This is a genomic window from Duganella sp. OV510 (assembly GCF_900100205.1).
Classification (GTDB): domain Bacteria; phylum Pseudomonadota; class Gammaproteobacteria; order Burkholderiales; family Burkholderiaceae_D; genus Rugamonas.
In genome coordinates, this window is record NZ_FNEQ01000008.1 from 102,942 (window position 1) to 125,495 (window position 22,554).

A 22,554-nucleotide genomic window follows, 5' to 3' on the forward strand; every position below is an offset into this window, starting at 1 on the left:
ATCCCCAACCAATTTCGCATTCCCACGCATCCAAGCACTAAACCGATAAGTCCATAAAGTACCAACTTTAAATCTGAGTGCATGGCTTGTAATTTTCTTATAGCGTTCATCGTTAGAATTAGTCGAATTTCTATCAAGTAATAATTGTGCGCTAAAACCATTGGCGGCGGCCGACCTATGCATAACTTGGCCGAGAAATCAGATAATAGCATCTTGCTAAGCTGAAATTTTCGCGAATTCTCACCAACTCCCCCAAGCCCATCTAGCGGTGGGCTTGGGGCCGCAATGTCGAATCAGCCTTGCGCTGGCTGGCGGCGGTCGAGGAACAGGCTGTTGCCGTGAATTTTCTTGGCCTGTTTCTTGGATTCCGCAGCCGCCGTGGCGATCTGGTGGTGGGTGTAATACTGGTGCGGTTCGACGCGGATGGCGCCGATCGACAGGCTCATCAGGGAGTAGAACACTTTCTTGCCCTGGCGGTCTTCGCTGAGATAGCCGCCACGCTCGCGGTCGTCGGCGTTGTAGAAGTCCAGTACATTGTGGCTGAAGTCGTCCAGCACCGCCTGGCAGCGGCGCTCCCAGTCTTCGCTCTGGAACAGCACCATGAAGTCGTCGCCGCCGATATGGCCGACGAAGTCGCGGTCCGGGTCGATATAGCTGCGCAGGAGGTTGCCGGTCAGCTGGATCACGTCGTCACCGCGACGGTAGCCGTACACATCGTTGAACGGCTTGAAGTGGTCCAGGTCGAAGTAGCAGACCCAGAAGCGGGTGCCGCTTTCCAGCAGGCGATCGATGTGTTCGTTGATCGGCACATTGCCGGGCAGCTGCGTCAGCGGGTTGGCGTAGCGGGCGGCGTGGATCTGCATCTGCGTGATCTCGCGCATCAGGTCGTGGCCGGTGCCCATGCCGAGATAGCGCCCCTGATCGGTGATGATGAAGCCGTTGAACAGGTGGTGCGCGTCGGCCTCGGCCATGCGGTAACTGAGTTCCTGCAGGCTGGTGTTGCGGTCGGCGATCAACGGATTGCGGTCCATGAACTGCTTGCACGATTTTTTGCCGTACAGTTCGCGCTCGTAGGGACGGGCGAAGTGTTCGATCATGTCGAAGCGGTTGATCAGGCCCAGCGGCTGCCCATTGTCGACTACCGGGATGATCTGTAGCTTGGGCTCGTGCTGGAAAATCTCATAGACCTCGTTGTTGGTGGTGCCGGTCGATACCGCCTGTACCTGGTGCAGCAGCTTGTGGATGCTGACGGCGTGCTTGTCGTTGCTGCGCTGCGGGTAGACTGCGACGCCGTTGCGCGACAGTGCCTTGACCACTTCGGCCGGCGCGGCGCGGGCTGGCAGCGGGTGAGGGCGGCCCAGGTGGTAGCCCTGGCCCAGGGCAACGCCGACGTCGCGCAGCACCAGCAGCTCGGCCTGGGTTTCGATGCCCTCGGCGATCACGCGGGTGTTGGACTTTTCCGCGATTTCCTGGATCGAGCGCACGAACTGCAATTTCACCGGGTCGTGGTTGATACCCTGGATGAAGTGCATGTCGATCTTGACGTATTCCGGGCGCAGTTCGGACCACAGGCGCAGGCTGGAGAAGCCTTCGCCGAGGTCGTCGATAGCGATCTGAAAGCCCATTTTGCGGTAATGCAGTACCGCTTCGCGCATCAAATCATAGTCGTAGGTCGGCTGGTTTTCGGTCAGTTCGATGATGACGCGGGCCGGGTTGATGCCGATCTGGTGGATCACTTCCAGCGTCTCGCCATGGCGGGCGTCGCGCTGCAACAGCGATTCCGGGCTGACGTTGAGGAACAGCTTGCCCGGCAGTTGCAGTTCGGCGAAGCGCTCCAGCACGACCTTGCGGCATAGGTGCTCGACCTCCACCGTCAGGCCGTTGATACGCGCCACCTTGAACAAATTCATGGGTGAATGCAACGGACTGTCGGATGGCCCGCGTATCAAACCTTCATAGGCGATGATTTCGCCCGTCTGCATGTGTACAATCGGTTGAAACAGCGCACTCAGCTGCTTGCGCGCCAAAATGTCATATAAATGCGCGCGCAGCATGGCATCCTCATCCTCTTCGCGAGGTTTAAGGTAGGTGACGGTAGCGCCACCGGATGGCTGGAGTGCGGAAGTCACGATGAATCGTTTGCCAAATGTCGGTTTAACTGTACGATCATAGTTTCCGTTTGTGACCGGATGATGAATTTAGGAAATAAATATGCCAGGCTGTCTCCGCCGTAATGTCGTTGTGAGTTTCCTTTTTGCTCCCGCCGTCGCCGGTGCGACCGGCGTTGCAGTGCAAGTGCAAGACGCCACTGGCAAGGTGCTACCCGATACCGTCATCTATATTGAAGCGGAAGGTGGCGCGGCCACCGGCAAGCCCGGCACCGCGCTGATCGAGCAGAAGGGGCTGAAGTTCCTGCCGCTGGTGACCGTGGTGCAGACCGGCGCCATGATCAATTTCCCGAATAACGACAAGGTCCGCCACCACATTTATTCGTTCTCGCCGGCGCACAAGTTCGACCAGAAGCTGTATTCGGGCCAGGCGGCGTCGCCGCAGGTGTTCGACAAGGCCGGCACGGTGGTCCTCGGCTGTAATATCCATGACAAGATGATCGCCTACATCAAGGTGGTCGATACGCCGTATTTCGCCAAGACCGATGGCGCCGGCGCGGTGCGGATCGATTTGCCGGCGGCTGGCAAGTACGTCGTCAAGGCCTGGCACTACAATACGGTAGGCGGCGCCACACCCGAGCAGGTCCTGACGGTGAAAATCGGCGAACTGGCCACCGCCATCTTCAAGCTGCCGATGAAGCCGATCGTGGTGGGGGACCCTGGCACATGAAAATGGATTTCCGTTTCCGCAGTCTCGAAAGCCGCATCGTCACGCTGTTCCTGGTGCTGATCGTTGCGGTGCAGCTGATTGGATTGCTGGTGATCCAGCGCGGCATCGACAACAATGCGCGCCTGGCCATCAGCGCCGAACTGAATAACGGTGCCAAGGTATTCAGCCGCCTGCTGGAGCAGAATGCGCAAAGCCTGCGCTTCGGTGCGCGGCTGCTGGCGCGCGACACGGCTTTTGTCGCGGCCATCGGCAATAATGACGAGAGCGACCGCGCCACCATCGAGTCGGCGCTGGAGAACAGCGGCCGGCGCATCAAGGCTTCGCTGTCGATGCTGATCAACGACGAACGCAAGATCACCGCCACCACCAATCCCGCGCAATCGGCAGCGCTGGAGAATATGGCGCTGTCGCTGCTGGATGCGGCCGAAGCGGCCGACGGCGCCATCGGCATTGCGATTGTCGATCACCGGCCGTTCCAGATCGTCGCCATGCCGGTCAAGGCGCCGATTACCATTGGCTGGATCGTCATGACTTTCCCGATCGACCGCCAATTGGCGAACGATATGCGTGAAGTCAGCGCGCTGCACACCACGGTGCTGACCCGCGACCAGCAGGGCAAGTGGCTGCAGGCTGGTTCCACCTTCGTCGGCCCGTCGGCGCAGGCAGTGGTCGACCAGTTGCAGACGCTCGGCCCGACCAAGCCCGCACTGCCCTTCGATATGACGGTGGAAACCGCCCAATACAGCGCCCGCCTGCTGTCCATCGGCGAAGACAACGGCCAGACCGCCAGCGTACTGCTGGCGCGCTCGATCGATGAAGCCACCGCCGAATACCGGCGCCTGGAACGCTGGCTGGTGGGCCTGACGCTGGCTGGCATCGTTGCCTCGGTGCTGGCCATCGTGTTCACCGCCAAGCGCATCGCCCAGCCGATCAGCGCACTGGTGACCACCGCCAAGCGCCTGGAGGGCGGCGACTACAAGACGCCGATCGACAGCACGCGCGAGGACGAAATCGGCCAGCTGGCGCACGCCTTCGATGCCATGCGTGAAGGGATCTCCAAGCGCGAGCAGGAAATCCGCCGCCTGGCGTACTGGGACACGCTGACCAACCTGCCGAACCGCGCGCAATTCGTGCTGCTGCTGAATGACGCGCTGCTGGAAGCGAACCGCCGTGGCGAAGCGGTGTTCGTGCTGATGATGGACCTGGACCGCTTCAAGCACGTCAACGACGTCATGGGTCACAGCTTCGGCGACGCCTTGCTGCGCCAGGTGGCGGGGCGTTTGCAGCTGCTGCTGGCGAACCGTCGCCAGTCGTCGGCGCAGGTGGCGCGGCTGGGCGGCGATGAATTTGCCGTGCTGCTGCCGGCTGCGAATACCGATGCGGCGCAGGCGATGGCGGCTGAAATCCTGCTGGCGCTGGAAACGCCGCTGTCGCTGGAGGACCAGATGGTCGACATCGGCGCCGGCCTGGGCATCGCCGGCTATCCGGATCATGCCGATGATGGCGAGACGCTACTGAGCATGGCCGAAGTGGCGATGTACACCGCCAAGCAGCGCAACGACGGCGCCGTCATCTACGATGCGGCAATGGACAAGGGCAGCGCCAAGAGCCTGTCGCTGCTCACCGAGCTGCGCAACGCGGTCGAGCGCAACGAGTTCCGTTTGCATGTGCAGCCGAAGATATCGCTGGAAAGCGGTAAAGTGGTGGGCATGGAGGCGCTGGTGCGCTGGGTGCATCCGGAGCGCGGCAATGTGTTCCCCGACGAGTTCATTCCGTTCGCCGAGCAGACCGGCTTTATCCGCGTGCTGACGCGCTGGGTGATGGAGCGTTCGGCCGAATTGTGCCGCGAGCTGGCCAGCAAAGGACATCACCTGAAAGTGTCGGTCAACCTGTCTACGCGCGACCTGCTGGACCAGGACCTGCCTGCCAAATTTGCCGAGCTGCTGGCACAGCACAAGCTGACGCCTGGCTCGTTCTGCCTGGAGATCACCGAGAGCGCCATCATGGACGATCCGGTACGCGCCCAGCTCACGCTGGAGCGCCTGAGCGCCATGGGACTGGACCTGTCGATCGACGATTTCGGCACCGGTTATTCGTCGCTGGCGTATCTGAAGCGCTTGCCGGTGAATGAGCTGAAGATCGACAAGTCCTTCGTGCTGAATATGGAGAAGGACGAGGGCGACACCAAGATCGTGCGCTCGACCATCGACCTTGGCCACAACATGGGCTTGCGCGTGGTGGCGGAGGGGATCGAGAGCGAAGCGGTCTGGCGGCTGCTGGCGGAGCTGGGTTGCGACCAGGGGCAGGGCTATTTCATGAGCCGTCCGATTCCGGGTGACCAGATGATCGCCTGGCTGGAGAAGTGGCAAGCGCCGGTGATGATCGCCGCGCCGGTGGAAACCGAGGAAACGATCGATAGCTGAATTTGCATTTCGTCTATCGAAAAATGCATTACATCGCATTTTCGCGCGGATGATGGCGTGGCCAGCTTAAGCTGGCGGCACTGTCATCCTCCCGGAAAAATTATGAACCGTCTGCTCGCCGCCATGATCGCGGCTGTCGCTCTGCATAGCCATGCCATTGCCGATGATTTCTCTCCTGGCGCCTTCAAACTGAAAAATGGCCAGCCGAACCAGCTGCTGGTACTGGGTACCGCCCATCTGTCGCAACTGCCGAAAACCTTCGACCCATCCAATCTGAGCGCGTTGCTGGACCGGCTGGCAGCGTGGCATCCGCATGCCATTGCTATCGAAGCTTTGTCCGGTCCTCAATGCGCCTATCTGCGCAGCTATCCGGAACGCTATGCGGACACGATTAAATTCTACTGCTGGGACACCACGCCCGCGCGCGAGGCCAACGGCCTGGATGTGCCGGGAGCGACTGCGCTGGCGGAACGCATGCTGGCGTCCTGGCCGGATGCGCCAATCGCTGCGCAGCGGCGCCAGCTGGCATCGCTGCTGCTGGCGGCGGGTGAGCCGGCATCGGCGACGGTGCAGTGGCTGCGCCTGCCGGTTGCGGAGCGTCGCGCCGGCGATGGCCTGGACCAGAAGCTGGTCGAGATCCTGGAAACGCTGCGACAGAAACGCAATGAAGATTATCTGATCGCGGCACCGTTGGCCGCGCGGCTCGGCCACGAACGCGTCTACCCGATGGACGATCACACCTCCGACGCGCCGGCCACCGATGAAAAAGCCGCTGGCGAGGCAATCATGAAAGCGTGGGATAACCGCCATACCAAAGAACGCAGCAAGACCTCGGCGGAACTGGAGGCTCATCTGGACACGCCCACTGGCGTGCTGGCCATGTACCGTGCCTACAATGGCGCCGAACAAGGAGAACTGACCTTCCGCAGCGACTTCGGCGCGGCGCTGGAAGAACCGTCACCGCAGCGCTTCGGCCGTAACTACGTTGGCTCGTGGGAGACGCGCAACCTGCGCATGGCAGCCAACATCCGCGAGGTAATGACCACGCAGCCGGGCGCGCGCATGCTGGTCATCGTTGGCGCTTCGCACAAAGGATACCTGGATGCTTATCTGAATCAGATGCACGACGTGCGCGTCATCAGCACCGAAGCGCTTTTGCGCACCGAATAAAACACGCTGATCATGCCCGCATGGCGTTGCTTATTTATTACAAAGCGCGCTATGATCGATAGACATTCCTCGACTACACGGACCCTCGAATGAAGCAATTGAAACAAGCAGCGCTGGCTGCCGCAGTACTGATGGCGCAGGGCGCCACCGCACAAACCTGCAACGTCGCTGGCGCAGGCCTGACTTATCCGGTCACCCGCACGATGGAACAGCAGGACAATTACCATGGCACGGTCATCGCCGATCCTTACCGCTGGCTGGAAGACGCCAACAGCGCGGAGACCAAGGAATGGGTGGACGCACAAAACAAGCTGACGCAGGGCTACCTGTCGCAGATTCCAGGCCGCGAGGCGATCAAGGCGCGCCTGACCAAGCTGTGGAATTATGAGCGTTTCAGCGTGCCGTTCAAGGAAGGCGGCCGCTATTTCTACAGCCGTAACGACGGTCTGCAAAATCAGGCGGTGCTGTACACCACCAAGACACTGGCCGACGTGCCTCGCCTGCTGCTTGATCCGAACACGCTGGCCGCCGACGGCACTGTGGCGCTGGCCGGCCTGGCCGTCAGTCCGAACGGGCGTTACCTGGCGTACAGCACTGCGGCGTCGGGCTCCGACTGGAACGAGATCAAGGTACGCGACATCGACAGCGGCAAGGATGTCGAGGACCACATCAAGTGGGTCAAATTCTCGCGCACCGCCTGGCTGCACGACGGTTCCGGCTTCTTCTACAGCCGCTACGACGAACCGAAGGAAGCCACCAAGCTGGCCGACGTCAACTACTTCCAGAAGCTGTACTTTCACAAACTGGGCACGCCGCAAAGTGCGGACGTGCTGGTGTACGAGCGTCCCGACCACAAGGACTGGGGCTTCGGCGCCGAAGTCACCGAAGATGGCCGCTTCCTGGTGATTCACGCCTCGCAAGGCACGGAGAACAAGAACCGCATCTTCTACAAGGACTTGAGCAAGAAGGATGCGAAGGTGGTCGGGCTGCTGGAGGAATTCGACGCCGCCTATGACTTCATCGGCAATGACGGTCCGGTGTTCCTGTTCCGTACCGAACGCAATGCGCCGCGCGGCCGCATTGTCAGCATCGATACGCGCAAGCCGGGTGTGCTGAACTGGAAGCAGATCGTCCCGGAAAGCAGCAACACCATGGTGTCGGCATCGCTGGTCAACAACCAGCTGCTGGTGGATTACCTGAGCGATGCGCATAGCCTGGTCAAGGTCTTCGACCTGAAAGGCAAGGCGCTGCACGACATCGAACTGCCAGGCCTGGGCACCGCCGGCGGTTTCAGCGGCAAGCGTTCGGACACCGAAACCTTCTATTCGTACACCAGCTTCAATACGCCGTCGACCATTTATCGCTACGACCTGAAGACCAACCAGAGCAGCATCTATCGTCAGCCGAAGGTGGATTTCGACCCGGGCGCGTTTGAAACCCGCCAGGAATTCTTCACCTCGCGCGATGGCACCAAGGTGCCGATGTTCATCGTCTCGAAGAAGGGGCTGAAGCTGGATGGCAGCAACCCGACCTATCTGTATGGCTACGGCGGTTTCAATATCTCGCTGACGCCGGCGTTCTCGGTGGCCAACCTGGCGTGGCTGGAAATGGGCGGCGTCTATGTGGTGGCCAACCTGCGCGGCGGTGGCGAGTATGGCGAATCGTGGCACGCGGCCGGCACCAAGCTGCAAAAGCAGAACGTCTTCGATGACTTCATCGGCGCCGCGGAATGGCTGGTGCAGCACAAGGTAACGTCGCCGGCCAAGCTGTCGATCGGTGGCGGCAGCAACGGCGGCCTGCTGGTCGGCGCGGCGATGACCCAGCGCCCGGACCTGTTCGCGGCGGCGATTCCGCAAGTGGGCGTGCTGGATATGCTGCGCTTCCATAAGTTCACCATCGGCTGGGCGTGGACCTCGGACTATGGTTCGTCCGATAACGCGGAAGAGTTCAAGGCGCTGGTCAAGTATTCGCCGCTGCACAACCTGAAAAGGGGCACCTGCTACCCGGCGACCATGATTACCACCGCCGACCATGACGACCGCGTGGTGCCTGCGCACAGCTTCAAGTTCGCGGCCACCGCGCAGGCCGACCAGGCGCCCGGCGGCGCGCCGATCCTGATCCGCATCGACAGCAAGGCCGGTCACGGCGCCGGCAAGCCGACCAGCAAACAGATCGAGGAAGTTACCGATCGCTGGGGCTTCCTGACGCGCGCGCTGAACATGGCTGACGGCCAGCAGACGCCAGCCAGCACCCACGCAACGGCGGGTCAGTAATGCGGGCCGCGCCGACCTTAAGGCCGCTGCTGCTGGCGGTGGCAATTGCCATAGCGTTCCCGGTCGGCGCAGTCGCCGCCGGCGCGGAGGCCGCCGCCAGTACGCCGGCGGTGAAGCAGTTCACTGATGTCACGCGCGGATTGCAATCGCAGCCGGGCTTCATTGACGTCTGGCGTGACATTGCCAAGGGCAGGGTGCTGCTGTCGGTCGGCGCATTGGAACAACCCTTCCTGCTCGCCAGCTCCTTGCCGTACGCGCTGGGCTCCAACGATGTAGGCCTGGACCGCGCACAGTCGGGCGACATGCGCATGGTCCACTTTGAGAAACACGGCGGCAAGCTGTTCCTGGTGCAGGACAACACCGGCTACGTCGCCAACTCCGCTGACGGCGACGAGCGCGCGGCGGTGCGCGAGTCGTTCTCGAATTCCGTGCTATGGTCGGGCGACATCCTTGCCAGCGACAATGACCGCCATGTGGTCGACTTTTCCAGCTTCCTGCTGGCGGACCGCCACGGCATCGCCGCGCGGCTGGCCGGCGCAAAGCAGGGCGCCTACGCTATCGATCCGGCGCGCAGCGCCGTGCTGGCAGCTGAAGCCAAGGCTTTCCCGGACAACGTGGAACTCGAAGCGCAGCTGACCTTTGCCGGGTCCGGGCAAGGTGAGTTCGTGCGCCAGGTGGCGGCCGATCCGGCCAGCCTGTCGATGCGCCAGCGCATCAGCATCATGCGCCTGCCGAAGCTGGAAGCGGCCGGCGGCTGGCAACCACGCACCTACCACCCATACTCGGGCGGTTTCGACACCAGCTACTTCGACTTCGCCACACCGCTCGCCAGCAGCATCGACGTACACTGGCAGGTGCGGCACAAGCTGGAAAAGACCGATCCCGCCGCTGCCGTCAGCGGAGTGAAAAAGCCGATTGTTTACTATGTTGATCGTGGTGCGCCCGAGCCGGTCCGTTCGGCGCTGATCGAGGGCGCGTCGTGGTGGGCCAGTGCGTTTGAAAAAGCCGGCTTCAAGGATGCCTACCGCGTCGAGCTGCTGCCGGAAGGTGTGGACGCGCAGGATATCCGCTACAACGTCATCACCTGGGTGCATCGCGCCACGCGTGGCTGGTCTTACGGGAGCGCGCTGGCCGATCCGCGTACCGGCCAGATCCTGCGCGGCGCCGTCACGCTGGGTTCACAGCGCGTGCGCCAGGACATCCTGATCGCCGAAGCGCTGCTGGCGCCCTACGGCAAGAACGCGCCGGCCGACAAGGCGAAACTGGCCGAGCAAATGGCGCTGGCGCGCCTGCGCCAGTTGTCGGCGCACGAAGTGGGACACACGCTGGGCTTTGCCCACAACTTTGCCGCCAGCCGCATCGGCAATGGCTCGGTGATGGATTACCCGCATCCGATCCTCAAGCTGAACGCGCAGGGCGAGGTCGACCTGTCCAACGCCTATGGGATCGGCGTCGGCGCCTGGGACGATTACATCGTCAAGTACATCTATGGCGACTTTGGCGGCGGCGCGCAGGAACAGGCGGCGCTGGCCAAGTTGCGGGGCGAGGCGCGCGCCGCCGGCCTGCTGTACTCCAGCGACCAGGATGCGCGTGCGCCGGGCGCCAGTCATCCCGACGGCGTGCTGTGGGATTTCGGCCCGGACCCGCTGAAGACCTGGGATCAGCTGGGCGCCGTGCGCCAGCGCGCGCTGGCCAGCTTCTCGCCAGACGTGCTGCCGGACGCCCGCCAGATCGGCGAGCTGGAAGCGCGCCTGGTCCCAGTCTACCTGTTGCAGCGCTATCAGGGCGAAGCGGTGGCGCGCTTGATCGCTGGCGGAGAGTTCGATTACACCAGCGCTGGCGACGTCAAGTCAGGTATCGCGAAAGCTGGTGTGCGCACCACGCCAGCGGCCGTGCAGCGCCAGGCCATTGCGCGCTTGACTGACACGCTGCGCGCCGAATATCTGGCGTTGCCGGCCAATGTGCTGGACGTGCTGACGCCACCGGCTGCCGGCCATGAACGCAGCCGCGAATACTTCCTGACCCGTATGGACTCGGTATTCGATGCATTCTCGATCGCCGAAGCCGGCGCCGCGCAGACCACCGGCTTCCTGCTGGACGCCGGCCGCCTCAATCGCCTGGCCTGGCAGCACGCGCGCGACGCGCAGCAGCCGGGCGTACAGGATGTGCTGGTGCAATTGCTGGACAAGACCTGGAAGCGCGCCACGGTGCCGGCCAGCGTCGTCGGCGGCGAAGCGGTACAACTGTCTGCCAACTGGGTGGTGCTGGACAGCATGCTCGGCCTGCTAGGCACCGGTAAGCTGCATCCGCAGGTGGCGGCGGAAGTGCGGCAGTCGACGGTGGAGTTATCGCAGTGGCTGCAGAAAAATCCGGGCAAGGGCGTCACCGCCGCCAGCCGCAAACAGGCAGCCGAGCACATCGCCGCCTACATGAAAGATCCGCAAAGCGTGAAGCTGCGCAGCGGCTGGCCGGTTCCCCCTGGTGCGCCGATTTGAAGCTGGGCGCACCAAAATAATGCCTTGCTTTAGTGCGCACCGGGCCGGTGCGCATTTTTGCACCATTTGAAAATTCATTGAAATCAATCACTTAAAAATTGCACCAAATTGGAACGATTATTGCTTCTTGGATTAAACGTTTTTAATTTTTGCATTGTTTTGGGGAGTGATCTTGATGGATGCACACAAAGACGGCGCCAACGCGTTATTTATTCTGCTCGGCGCCATCATGATACTGGCCATGCACGCCGGCTTCGCCTTCCTGGAGCTGGGCACGGTGCGCAAGAAAAACCAGGTCAACGCGCTGGTGAAGATCCTGGTCGATTTCGCGGTGTCGACCATTGCATACTTCTTTATTGGCTACAGCATTGCCTATGGCATCAATTTCTTCTCCTCAGCCGATGTCCTGGCGGACAAGAACGGCTACGAGCTGGTCAAGTTCTTCTTCCTGCTGACGTTTGCGGCGGCGATCCCGGCGATTATCTCCGGTGGCATTGCCGAGCGCGCGCGCTTTCACCCGCAGACCATCGCTACTGCCTTGCTGGTCGGCCTGGTCTATCCTTTCTTTGAAGGCATCGCGTGGAATGGCCGCTTCGGCATCCAGGATTGGCTGACGCATACCTTCGGCGCCGCCTTCCACGACTTTGCCGGCTCGGTGGTGGTGCATGCTGTAGGCGGCTGGATCGCGCTGCCGGCGGTACTATTGCTGGGCGCACGTCGCGGCCGTTATATGAAGAACGGTGGCATGGCGGCGCATCCGCCATCGTCGATTCCCTTCCTGGCGCTGGGCGCCTGGATTCTTACTGTCGGCTGGTTCGGCTTCAACGTGATGAGCGCGCAGTCGCTGGACAAGATGAATGGCCTGGTGGCGGTGAACTCGCTGATGGCCATGGTCGGCGGCACGCTGGTGGCGCTCATGATGGGCAAGAATGATCCCGGCTTCGCCTACAACGGCCCGCTGGCCGGCCTGGTTGCCGTTTGTGCCGGCTCGGACCTGATGCATCCTCTGGGCGCCCTGGTAACTGGCGGCATCGCCGGTGCGGTATTCGTCTGGATGTTCACGCTGGCGCAAAACAAGTGGAAAATTGACGATGTGCTGGGCGTGTGGCCGTTGCACGGCCTGTGCGGCGCCTGGGGCGGCATCGCTGCTGGCATCTTCGGCCACGAGGCGCTGGGTGGAATAGGCGGCGTGTCGCTGTGGTCGCAGTTGGTCGGCACGCTAATGGGCGTGGCGATTGCGTTGTTGGGCGGCTACATCGTCTATGGATTGCTGAAAGCCACGATGGGCCTGCGCCTCGATCCGGAACAGGAATTTCAGGGGGCTGACTTGGCTATCCATCGCATCAGCTCGACACCAGAACGCGAAGCGGATTAGCTGTCAAGTTGATGAAAAGAAATTTTTTATTGTGTTGATTTCAATTGACAACTTGCTAAAGTTCAATGGATACTTAAATGGAAGTAAAACCATATTAATATGCATTCAAAGGTAACCACATGAACAAATTCTTTCGCGCGCCTCTAGCGTTTGCTTTCGCCGTCGGCATGATGTCGTCGGCTCAAGCAGTAAACTATGTTTCTGTTGCGGGCAACGACATCACATTCTATTACGATGCTGATTTTTGGGGCCTGAACGCGGGATCGGTAAGCGGGAATTCGATTTCATTTGGCGTCGATCCATCCTACTCCTTGCTCGCCAAGGTCGCGAGCAACAAGCCTGCTGGTACCAATGTCCAGACTTACGCTGACAGCGCATCCGCTGCAGTGATTGCTGTGGCACACAATGGTTATGTGCTGAATTCGGCCGTTGGATTCAATCTGCAAGGTAGCTATGGCGGCGTCAACGGCGGCTCCGCAATGACCACGACGGCCGGCGGCGATATTTACGGTGGTACGTTCGCGAGCGGAGTGTTCAACTCGGGCAACTACATCAATTCATACAGCGTCGGTTTTGCCAGCGACGCCCAGTCGCCAGCGGCTGGTAATATCAACGTGTCGCAATCCGGTGGCGACAATGGCATCCAATACTCTGCGTTGGGACTGGACGCCCTGATTTACGCTAACGTGTATCAACATGGCCCAGGCAACCTCTCGCTGGACGTGGCCTCGGCACGCTATGAATTTTCCGTTTCGGCAGTTCCAGAGCCGGAAACCTATGGCATGTTGCTGCTGGGACTCGGTGCGCTAGGCTTCATCGCCCGCCGCAAGCGCTCGGCTTGAGCGCTTGACGCCGCTGGCGTTCGTTAGCGGTGAATTACTATCAGCAGTGCCTTCGCTTCAGTTTTGCCGACGTTGCGAATGATGTGCTGCTGATCGGCTGGGTAGCGCGCGGTCGCTCCCAGCTTCACTTTCTTCTTACTCGTCCCCACCTCCAGTTCGACTGAGCCGTGCAGCAGCGTCAAGTGCTCCTGCGCGCCCGGATCGTGGCCTTGCGAGGCCAGTTCGCCGCCCGGCGACAGTGTCAGTTCATACCATTCATATTTGCTAGCCAGTTCCAGCGGCCCCAGGATGCGTAACACGTAGCCGGCGTGCAGGCCGGGCAGCGTGGGCGTCTCATGTGCCTCGACTACGCGGATGGTTTCCGTCGGCCGCTCGCTGGTGGCCAGCAATTCGCCGATCTGCACGCCCAGGGCGTTGGCCAGCCGCCAGGTAATCGCGATGGTCGGATTGGCCTTCTCGCGTTCTATTTGCGATAACATGGACTTGGAAACGCCGGCGATGCGCGACAGGTCTTCGAGCGTCAGGCCACGCGCCAGGCGCAGGCGTTGCAGGGCGGCGCCGACTTCCGGCGGGGCATTATTTGGGGCAGGTGTTGTCATTGTTATTGGGTTGCGGAGTTCACTGGATCGCTATAAAATTCAATATATCGAATTTGAATTCGACATAACGAATTTCGCATAAGATAGTGAAATCGTATCACACACAAGGACCATCATGAGCGATCAAAAAAGCAACTTCTACAGTGGCCTCCAGCAGAATCTGGAACAATTGCGCGAGCAGGGGCTGTACAAGCCGGAGCGCGTGCTGGCGTCGCGCCAGGGCTCGGAAGTGGTCAGCGAAGATGGTCGCACCCTGATTAATATGTGCGCCAACAACTACCTCGGCCTGTCGGGCCAGGAGTGGGTGGCGCAAGCCTCCATCGACGCAACCGAAAAGTACGGCTACGGCCTGTCGTCGGTACGCTTCATCTGCGGCACGCAGACTGTACACAAGCAGCTGGAGCAGGCGATCTCCAAATTCCTCGGCACCGAAGACACGATCCTGTACGCAGCCGCCTTCGACGCCAACGGCGGCGTGTTCGAGCCGCTGTTCGACGAAAACGACGCCATCATCTCCGATGCGCTGAACCACGCGTCGATCATCGACGGCATCCGCCTGTGCAAGGCGGCGCGCTTCCGCTACGCCCACAACGACATGGCCGACCTGGAGCAGCAGCTGCAAGCCGCCGCCGACAAGCGCCACAAGATCATCGTCACCGACGGCGTGTTCTCGATGGATGGCACGATTGCGCAACTGGACCAGATCGTGGCACTGGCCGACAAGTACGGCGCGCTGGTGATGATCGACGAATGCCACGCCTCCGGCTTCATGGGCAAGACCGGCCGTGGCACGCACGAGCACCACAATGTGGTCGGCAAGATCGACATCATCACCGGCACGCTGGGCAAGGCGCTGGGCGGCGCCATGGGCGGTTTTACCTCCGGCCGCAAGGAAGTGATCGAGATGCTGCGCCAGAAATCGCGGCCATACCTGTTCTCCAACACGCTGGCGCCATCGATCGCCGGCGCCTCGCTGGCGGTGCTTGAGCGCTTGTCCTCGTCGACCGAGCTGCGCGACCGCCTGCACGAAAATACCGCCTACTTCCGCAAGGAGATCGAGCGACTTGGCTTCACCATCAAGCCAGGCACGCACCCGGTGGTTCCTGTGATGCTGTTCGACGCGCCGGTGGCGCAAAAGTTCGCCGCCCGCATGTATGAGCTAGGCGTGCTGCTCAGCGGCTTCTTCTACCCGGTGGTGCCGATGGGCCAGGCGCGCGTGCGCGTGCAGTTGTCGGCCGCGCATACCCGCGAGCAGCTGGACACCGTGCTGAAAGCATTCGAACAGGCTGGCCGCGAACTGGGCCTGCTGAAGAACTAAACATCAGGAACAATGAAATGAGTCAGCAAAAAATTCTCGTCATCGGCGCCAATGGCCAGATCGGCAGCGAACTGGTGGAAGCACTGGCGGCGCAGCACGGCGCGCAGAACGTCATCGCCAGCGATGTCTCTCCCACCAACCTGTATGGCGCGGCGCGCTACACCACGCTGAATGTGCTGGATAAGCAGGCGCTGTGCGACCTGGTTACGTCAGAAGGCGTCACCCAGGTCTACCAGCTGGCGGCGATGCTGTCGGCCACCGGCGAAGCGGCGCCGCTGAAAGCGTGGACGCTGAACATGGACGGCCTGTTGAACATCCTGGAAGTGGCGCGCGAGCGCGGCACCATCGGCAAGCCGCTGAAAGTATTCTGGCCGTCGTCAATCGCCGCCTTCGGCCCGAACACGCCTGCCGCCGATACACCGCAGTTGACGGTGATGGACCCGACCACCATCTATGGCATCAGCAAGCTGGCCGGCGAGCGTCTATGCGAATACTACTTCCTGAAGTATGGCGTTGACGTGCGCTCGATCCGCTACCCAGGCATCATCAGCTACAAATCGCCTCCGGGTGGCGGCACCACCGATTACGCCATTGCGATCTTCCACTCGGCGCTGCGCGGCGAGCGTTATGAATGCTTCCTCGGTCCGCAGACCACGCTGCCGATGATTTACATGCCCGACGCCATCCGCGCCACCATCGAACTGATGGACGCGCCGGCGGAGCTGGTGAAAGTGCGTTCCTCGTACAACGTGGCCGGCGTGTCGTTCAATCCGGAACAGCTGGCGGAAGCGATCACCCGCAAGCTGCCGGACTTCAAAATCGCCTACAAGCCAGATAGCCGCCAGGCCATCGCTGACTCCTGGCCGCAAAGCCTGGACGATGCCGCCGCCACCGCAGACTGGGGCTGGAAAGCGCGCATCGGCGTGGATGAAATGGTTGACAGCATGCTGGCCAATATCGACGTCAGCCTGGGCAAGGCCGCCTGAGAGCGCGCCGCCAACGAGAAAGAGAGAGACAACAGATGGACATGAGCGTTTTTGATTTATTCAAGATCGGTATTGGTCCATCGAGCTCACACACTGTGGGCCCGATGGTTGCCGCGCGCCGGTTTTTGCAGGACAACGCTCCGCTGGATGACGTGGCCGAAGTGAAGGCCGAACTCTATGGCTCGCTGGCGCTGACCGGCATCGGCCACGCTACCGACAAGGCCGTGCTGCTTGGTCTGATGGGCGAAACGCCGCAAGGCGTCAATCCAACGCAGGTAGACGCGCAACTGGCCGCCGCCGAAGCGGCCGGCCAGCTCGCGCTGCTCGGCCAGCACGCCGTGCCGTTCAAGCGCGGCACGCATCTGGTCTTCCACATGGCCGAATCGCTGCCGGAGCACCCGAACGGCATGCGTTTCACGCTGACGCGCAAGGATGGCGGTGTGTCCAGCAAAGTGTATTACTCGGTCGGTGGCGGGTTTATCCGCGAAGAGGGCGAGGAAGCGACGGCGGTTGCGACGGTTGCCGTGCCTTACCCGTTCGGCACCATGGACGAACTGCTGGCGCACGGCGTGCGCAGCGGCCTGACCATCCCGCAGATGCTGCGCGCAAATGAGTGCGTCCGCATCAGTGACGAAGAGCTGAATGCCGGTCTGGATAAAATCTGGCGCGTCATGCGCGACTGCATCACGCATGGCCTCGAAACACCAGGGCAACTGCCGGGTGGCTTGAACGTCAAGCGCCGTGCCGCCAGCTTGTGGACGCAAGCGCAAGCCAACGCCGGCAATCCAAACAGCCTGCCGCACGATGCGCTGCATCAGGTGAGCCTGTACGCGATGGCGGTCAACGAGGAAAACGCCGCCGGCGGCCGCGTGGTCACCGCGCCGACCAACGGCGCGGCCGGCATCATCCCCGCCGTGCTGCGTTACTACGCGGAAGACTGCAAGCCGAGCGACCCGGCCACCGGCGTGCGCAACTTCCTGCTGACCGCTGCGGCCATCGGCATGCTGTGCAAGCGGAATGCTTCGATCTCCGGTGCCGAAATCGGCTGCCAGGGTGAAGTTGGCGTGGCCTGCGCCATGGCCGCTGCCGGCCTGGTGGCGGCACTGGGCGGCAGCAATGGCCAGATCGAGAACGCCGCCGAAATCGGCATCGAACATCATCTGGGCATGACCTGCGATCCCATTGGAGGGCTGGTGCAAATTCCCTGCATCGAGCGCAACGGCATGGGCGCCGTCAAGGCCATCACGGCCGCCTCGCTTGCTCTGAAAGGTGACGGCACCCACTTTGTCAGCCTGGACGAAGTCATCGAAACCATGCGCCAGACCGGCGCCGACATGCAGGCCAAATATAAAGAAACCTCGCTAGGCGGCCTGGCGATACACGTCATCACCGTCAATCACGCTGCCTGCTGAGACAGCGGTCCTTCAGCATAAAACATGAAATTGCCTTATAGTCACTAGCGTGAATAAGCGGTGAGAATAAGAATCATGTTGATTGCGATGAAAATCTGGTTGCGGTGCCTGTTGATAGCGCTGCTGGTAATTGGTACTGCAAACGCGCAGACGAGTGATTCCGCCGCCGGCGCCAGGCAGTTGTGGCAGTTGATCGACTACGTCGCGGTCGACTACGGTGGTGCGGTGGAAAACGGCAAGGTGGCAAGCACTTCCGAATATGCGGAAATGCTGGACTTCACCGACAACGCCGCCAGGCAGGCCGCAAGCTTGCCGCCGCATGCCTCTCAGTCGGCGGTGGTGGTGGCGGTTGCCGACCTGCGGGCGGCCGTCATGGCCAAGGCGGATGCGTCCGACGTGAAACGCCTGGCGCATCGGGCCAATGCCTTGCTGATTGCCGCCTATCCGATTCCGGTAGCGCCGAAAGCGTTGCCGGATCTGGCGCGTGGCGCGGCGCTGTATGCCGCGCAGTGCGCCTCCTGCCACGGTGTGAGCGGACATGGTGATGGCGCGCTGGCGGCATCGCTGGAGCCCAAGCCGATCGCCTTCTCGGATGCCGAACGCGCGCAGTCGCGCAGCCTGATGGCGCTGTACCAGGTGGTGTCGCAAGGTGTGGAGGGTACGTCGATGGCCAGCTTCGCCGCGTTGCCGGAAGCCGAGCGCTGGGATCTGGCATTCTTCATCGGCAACCTGTCCTTTGATGCTGCAGCCCGCTCACGCGGGGAGAAACTGTGGAAGGATGACCAGGCGCTGCGCGCGCAATTCCCGGATCTGGCCGCAGTCACCACGCTGACGCAGGAAGCCATCGCCGCGAAAATCGGTATGGAAAAGGCGCGTGATCTGACTGCCTACCTGCGCAGCCAACCCGCGCAGGCCGAAGCAAGCAAAGCAAACGGCCTGGCGCTGTCGCGTACGCGCCTGGCGGAAAGCCTGACCGCCCTGCATGCGGGCGACCGCGCCGCAGCGACCACACTGGGCTTGTCCGCTTATCTGGACGGCTTCGAGCCTATCGAGCCGGTAGTCGGCGCCCGTAACAAGTCGCTGCTCGTTGCCGTCGAAAGCGCCATGCTGGCGTATCGTTCGGCAGTCGGCAATGGCGATGTCGCCCAAGCTGACGCCGTCGGCAAGGAGCTCATGCAGCTCTTCACATTGGTCGAGGCCGAACTGGGTGATGCCAAGGCTGACCCGATGACCACCTTTGTCGGCGCGCTGACCATCCTGCTGCGCGAAGGCGTTGAGGCGCTGCTGATCGTGATTGGTATCATCGCCTTCCTGCGCAAGGCGCAGCGCAAGGACGTGATGGTCTATGTCCACGCCGGATGGGCGGGCGCGCTGGCGGCCGGTGTGCTGACCTGGGTGGTGGCGACCTACCTTGTGACGATTAGTGGCGCCAGCCGTGAAGTCAGCGAAGGCGTGGGTTCGGTGTTTGCCGCGCTGGTCTTGTTGAGTGTCGGCCTGTGGATGCACCAGAAGAGTAGCGCCGGCCGCTGGCAAGAATACCTGAGCGAGAAGCTGTCGGCGGCGATGAGCCGCAAGACCGCATGGAGCTTGTTCGCGCTGTCCTTCATCGCCGTGTACCGCGAAGTGTTCGAGACGGTGCTGTTCTACTCCGCGCTGGCAGCGGATGGCAACGGCAGCGCTCTGCTGGGCGGTTTTGCCGCAGCGGTGGTGTTGTTGGCGATCATCGGCTGGGTGCTGCTGCGCTCCAGCGCGCGTATGCCGATCGGGAAATTCTTCTCCTGGACCTCTGGCTTTGTTGCTGTGCTGGCGGTGATCCTGATGGGCAAAGGCGTGGCGGCCTTGCAGGAAGCCGGCTGGGTCGGCGTCACGCCGGTCAGCTTCCCACGCATCGACATCCTGGGCGTGCTGCCGACCGCCGAAACGCTGGGCACGCAAGGCTTGGTGCTGCTGATTTTGCTGGCCGGCTTTAGCTTCAACCGCTTCGCTGCACCGCGCCGCGTGAAGACTTAATTTTCCAGCAGGGCGCGGAAGGCGTCCGCCGCGAGCGGCTTGCTGAAGTGGTAGCCCTGCATCTCGTCGCAGTCCTGCTCGCGCAGGAACTCCAGCTGCTCCATGGTTTCCACGCCCTCGGCGATGGTGGTCAAGCCCAGGCTGCGCGCCATGTTGATGATGGCGCTGACGATGGCCTTGTCCTCGGCGTCGGTGCTGATGTCGCGCACGAAGGACTGGTCGATCTTCAGCTTGTAGACCTTGAACTTCTTCAGGTGGCTCAGCGACGAAAAGCCGGTGCCAAAATCGTCGATCGACATGCGGATGCCGCGGTCGTGCAGCTGGTTCATGGTGGCGATGGCGCCTTGCGGGTCCTGCACCGCCACGCCTTCTGTCAGCTCCAGTTCCAGGTATTCGGGCGGCAGGCCTTCTTCGTACAGGATCTGCGCCACGTGCGAGGGCAGGTCGGCGGTGCGGAACTGGATCGCTGACAGGTTCACCGCCATGACCAGCGGCGGCAGGCCGGCATCCAGCCAGTCGCGCGCCTGGCGCACCGCCTGGCGCAGCACCCAGTCGCCAATCGGGATAATGAGGCCGCTTTCCTCGGCCGCCGGAATGAATTCGGCTGGCGATACCGCGCCCAGCTCCGGTGTGGTCCAGCGCAGCAGTGCTTCTGCGCCGATGATGCGACCGGTTTTCAAGGACACCTGCGGCTGGTACACCACGTGCATCTGTTCGCGCTCCAGTGCATAGCGCAGCGCGTTCACTACTTGCAGGTGGCGCGCGGCGCGCTGCTGCATGGCGGCGGTGAAGAAGCGGAAGTCGTGGCGGCCGGCGCGTTTTACCTGGTACATGGCGGCGTCCGCCCGTTGCAGCAGGGTTTCCACATCCATGCCATCTTCCGGATACATGGCTATGCCTATCGAGGCCGATACCTTCAGATCGTGCAGGCCCACGGTGTAGGACTTGCCGGTCATGTCCAGCAGCTTGCGGGCGACGTCGCTGGCTTCGCTGCTGCCAACATTGCGCAGCACGAAGATGAATTCATCGCCGCCCAGACGCGCCACCAGGTCGCCGTCGCGCAGGCAGCTGGTCAGGCGCAGCGCCAGTTCGGACAGCAGCGAGTCGCCCACCGTGTGGCCCAGCGAGTCGTTGATGTCCTTGAAGTGGTCCAGGTCCAGCATCATCAGCGCCATCGGCGTGCGGCTGGTGCGGGCCTGCTCCAGCAGATGCCGCGCGCGCTCATGCAATTGCGAGCGGTTCGGCAGGCCGGTTAGCACGTCGTAATGCGCCAGGTAGTGCACGCGCTGGTCGGCTTGCTGGCGCACTGTTTCGCGGTCGAAGTTTTTCAGCGCAAACTCGATATCCAGCGTCATTTCCAGCAGCAGCTCGCGGACGTCGTGATCGAAGGCGTTGAGGGTGCTGGAGTAGGGCGCGAAGAAGCCGATGATCTCGCCGTCGCGGCGCAGCGGGATCGCCGCCGACGACGCCCAGCCATAGCGCGTGCCATGTGCGTGCCAGTAGGCCGTCTCCGGCGCGTGCTGATAATCCTGGCACCAGTACGGCTGGCCGCTGTGGTAGGACAGGCCAATCGGCCCGCGCCCCTCTGGCGTGCCTGGATCAAGCGATACCTCCAGCTGGTCGAGATACTCGATGCCGCCGCCAAACGAGGCAGCCACGTTGATGCGGCCATGCTCCTTGTCGATCAGGCCGATCCATGCCATCGCCATGCCGCCGTGGCTGACCACGTCGCGGCAGATGCGCTCAAACAGTTCGGCCTCGCTGTGGCTGCGCACGATGGCCTGATTGCACTGGCTGAGCGCCGAGTAGAGGCGGCTGATGCGCTGGATGCGTTCCAGCGCCTCGCTGCGTTCCGCATCCAGTCGCGTCAGCCCCTGCTGCGTGTGGGCCAGCCAGCCCCACACACTGTCGCGCGCTGTTTCGGGCACGCTCAGCGGCGTGGTGAAGTCGCCGCGCCCCAGTTTCTCCATGTCGGCGCGCAGCTGGTCGACCGAGCAGCCAAGCGCCGCGTCCAGCCGGCGCTTGGCGCGCCACACCAGCAGCACCAGCACGATGGCGCTGAACATGAAGGCGAAGCGGGCCAGGTTGGCGTCAAGCGCGGTTTCCTCGACCAGCAGCCGCGTGCGGCGGTCGACGCTGTCGTTGACGGCGCCGATCGGGCGCATGATGTCGGCCTTGGTGCGGTGGTACGCAGCGTCGTGCAGCATGGCGGTGGCGCCGGCCACGTCGCCCTGCGCGCGCAAATCCATGGCGGATGTCTCCAGGCCCACCAGCTTGTCCGACTCGTTTTTGGCGCTGGCCAGCAGCGCCAGCTCCTCCGGCGAGAAGTGCGCCTCGCGCATCAGTTCCATCAGCGGCGTGGTGATCTCGCCGCCGCGCGGCCGCTGGCCATTGGCCAGGACCAGGTCCCAGTAGACGTTTTCGTAATTGCGCGGGCGCGCGGCGCGGCCTTCGCGGATGTCGACGATTTCCTGGTAGTTCTTGCGGTAGCGCGGGTCGCCGGTGGCCACAAAGGTGCGCGCCATGCGCGTCAGGTCGTCGGAGGACTGGCGCAATTCCTCCACCAGGTTGTGCGAGGCGTAGCGCAGCTCATTGGCCTGGTCGATGCGTTTTTCAGTCCACACGTAGAACATGAACGCCGCCGCCACCAGCAGCAGCGTGCCACAGCAGGCCCACAGATAGCTGATAAATTGAGGTTGGGACGGCGGTACGGGCGACTTCATGATATTCAACGGCGATACTCTGAAGTTTGACAGTATAGGGCATGACCATAAAACAACGTGAATTTCACGGTATCGCCCGAGGCGCACTAT

14 protein-coding genes are annotated in these 22,554 nt (G+C 62.1%); 11 read left to right on the forward strand and 3 right to left on the reverse strand.

Translation table 11 applies throughout. The features are described 5' to 3' along the window. Positions 1 to 293: 293 nt before the first annotated feature. Positions 294 to 2,054: a GGDEF domain-containing protein gene (locus tag BLS51_RS20660; RefSeq protein ID WP_090187689.1), complete on the reverse strand. Its 1,761-nt coding sequence runs from the start codon at positions 2,052 to 2,054 to the stop codon at positions 294 to 296. Between the two features lie 157 nt (positions 2,055 to 2,211). Here BLS51_RS20660 and BLS51_RS20665 point away from each other — a divergent pair, with 157 nt between their 5' ends. The 7 genes from BLS51_RS20665 (at position 2,212) to BLS51_RS30320 (ending at position 13,416) form a co-directional block, all read left to right on the forward strand. After that, on the forward strand, positions 2,212 to 2,838 hold the full coding sequence (locus tag BLS51_RS20665; protein ID WP_090187693.1) for a methylamine utilization protein: 627 nt from the start codon (positions 2,212 to 2,214) through the stop codon (positions 2,836 to 2,838). A 2-nt stretch (positions 2,839 to 2,840) separates the two neighbouring features. Beyond that, a complete protein-coding gene (locus BLS51_RS20670) occupies positions 2,841 to 5,261 on the forward strand; it encodes a putative bifunctional diguanylate cyclase/phosphodiesterase (protein WP_090187696.1) in 2,421 nt (806 codons plus the stop codon). A gap of 102 nt (positions 5,262 to 5,363) precedes the next feature. Further along, the gene (locus BLS51_RS20675) at positions 5,364 to 6,431 is read left to right on the forward strand and encodes a DUF5694 domain-containing protein (RefSeq protein WP_090187699.1); all 1,068 of its coding nucleotides are present in this window, start codon (positions 5,364 to 5,366) and stop codon (positions 6,429 to 6,431) included. 89 nt (positions 6,432 to 6,520) lie between these two features. Continuing rightward, entirely contained in the window at positions 6,521 to 8,704 is a 2,184-nt protein-coding gene (locus BLS51_RS20680) for a prolyl oligopeptidase family serine peptidase (RefSeq protein WP_175472639.1), read from the forward strand. Next, a complete protein-coding gene (locus tag BLS51_RS20685; RefSeq protein ID WP_090187703.1) occupies positions 8,704 to 11,199 on the forward strand; it encodes a zinc-dependent metalloprotease in 2,496 nt (831 codons plus the stop codon). The genes BLS51_RS20680 and BLS51_RS20685 overlap by 1 nt, the downstream gene beginning before the upstream one ends. 175 nt (positions 11,200 to 11,374) lie before the next feature. Continuing rightward, positions 11,375 to 12,574, forward strand: a complete 1,200-nt coding sequence (locus BLS51_RS20690; protein WP_090187708.1) for an ammonium transporter — start codon at positions 11,375 to 11,377, stop codon at positions 12,572 to 12,574. 119 nt (positions 12,575 to 12,693) lie between these two features. Next, positions 12,694 to 13,416, forward strand: a complete 723-nt coding sequence (locus BLS51_RS30320) for a PEP-CTERM sorting domain-containing protein (RefSeq protein ID WP_229207666.1) — start codon at positions 12,694 to 12,696, stop codon at positions 13,414 to 13,416. Between the two features lie 23 nt (positions 13,417 to 13,439). Here BLS51_RS30320 and BLS51_RS20700 read toward each other — a convergent pair whose 3' ends face one another. Then, positions 13,440 to 14,015 carry a helix-turn-helix domain-containing protein gene (locus BLS51_RS20700; RefSeq protein ID WP_090187711.1) on the reverse strand — a complete coding sequence of 192 codons (576 nt, stop codon included), beginning with the start codon at positions 14,013 to 14,015 and terminating at the stop codon, positions 13,440 to 13,442. 115 nt (positions 14,016 to 14,130) lie between these two features. Here BLS51_RS20700 and kbl point away from each other — a divergent pair, with 115 nt between their 5' ends. From kbl to BLS51_RS20720, 4 genes are all read left to right on the forward strand, one after another. Next, positions 14,131 to 15,333, forward strand: a complete 1,203-nt coding sequence (gene kbl, locus BLS51_RS20705; RefSeq protein ID WP_090187715.1) for a glycine C-acetyltransferase — start codon at positions 14,131 to 14,133, stop codon at positions 15,331 to 15,333. Between the two features lie 17 nt (positions 15,334 to 15,350). Next, positions 15,351 to 16,319, forward strand: coding sequence for an NAD-dependent epimerase/dehydratase family protein (locus BLS51_RS20710; protein WP_090187719.1), 969 nt, complete (start codon positions 15,351 to 15,353; stop codon positions 16,317 to 16,319). A 35-nt stretch (positions 16,320 to 16,354) separates the two neighbouring features. Beyond that, positions 16,355 to 17,731: an L-serine ammonia-lyase gene (locus BLS51_RS20715; RefSeq protein ID WP_090187725.1), complete on the forward strand. Its 1,377-nt coding sequence runs from the start codon at positions 16,355 to 16,357 to the stop codon at positions 17,729 to 17,731. Between the two features lie 75 nt (positions 17,732 to 17,806). Further along, positions 17,807 to 19,741: a cytochrome c/FTR1 family iron permease gene (locus BLS51_RS20720; protein WP_229208070.1), complete on the forward strand. Its 1,935-nt coding sequence runs from the start codon at positions 17,807 to 17,809 to the stop codon at positions 19,739 to 19,741. On the opposite strand, the gene BLS51_RS20725 is transcribed toward BLS51_RS20720, so the two are convergent. Next, the gene (locus BLS51_RS20725; protein WP_090187730.1) at positions 19,738 to 22,464 is read right to left on the reverse strand and encodes a putative bifunctional diguanylate cyclase/phosphodiesterase; all 2,727 of its coding nucleotides are present in this window, start codon (positions 22,462 to 22,464) and stop codon (positions 19,738 to 19,740) included. The two genes, BLS51_RS20720 and BLS51_RS20725, sit on opposite strands and share 4 nt — an antisense overlap. Positions 22,465 to 22,554 lie beyond the last annotated feature (90 nt).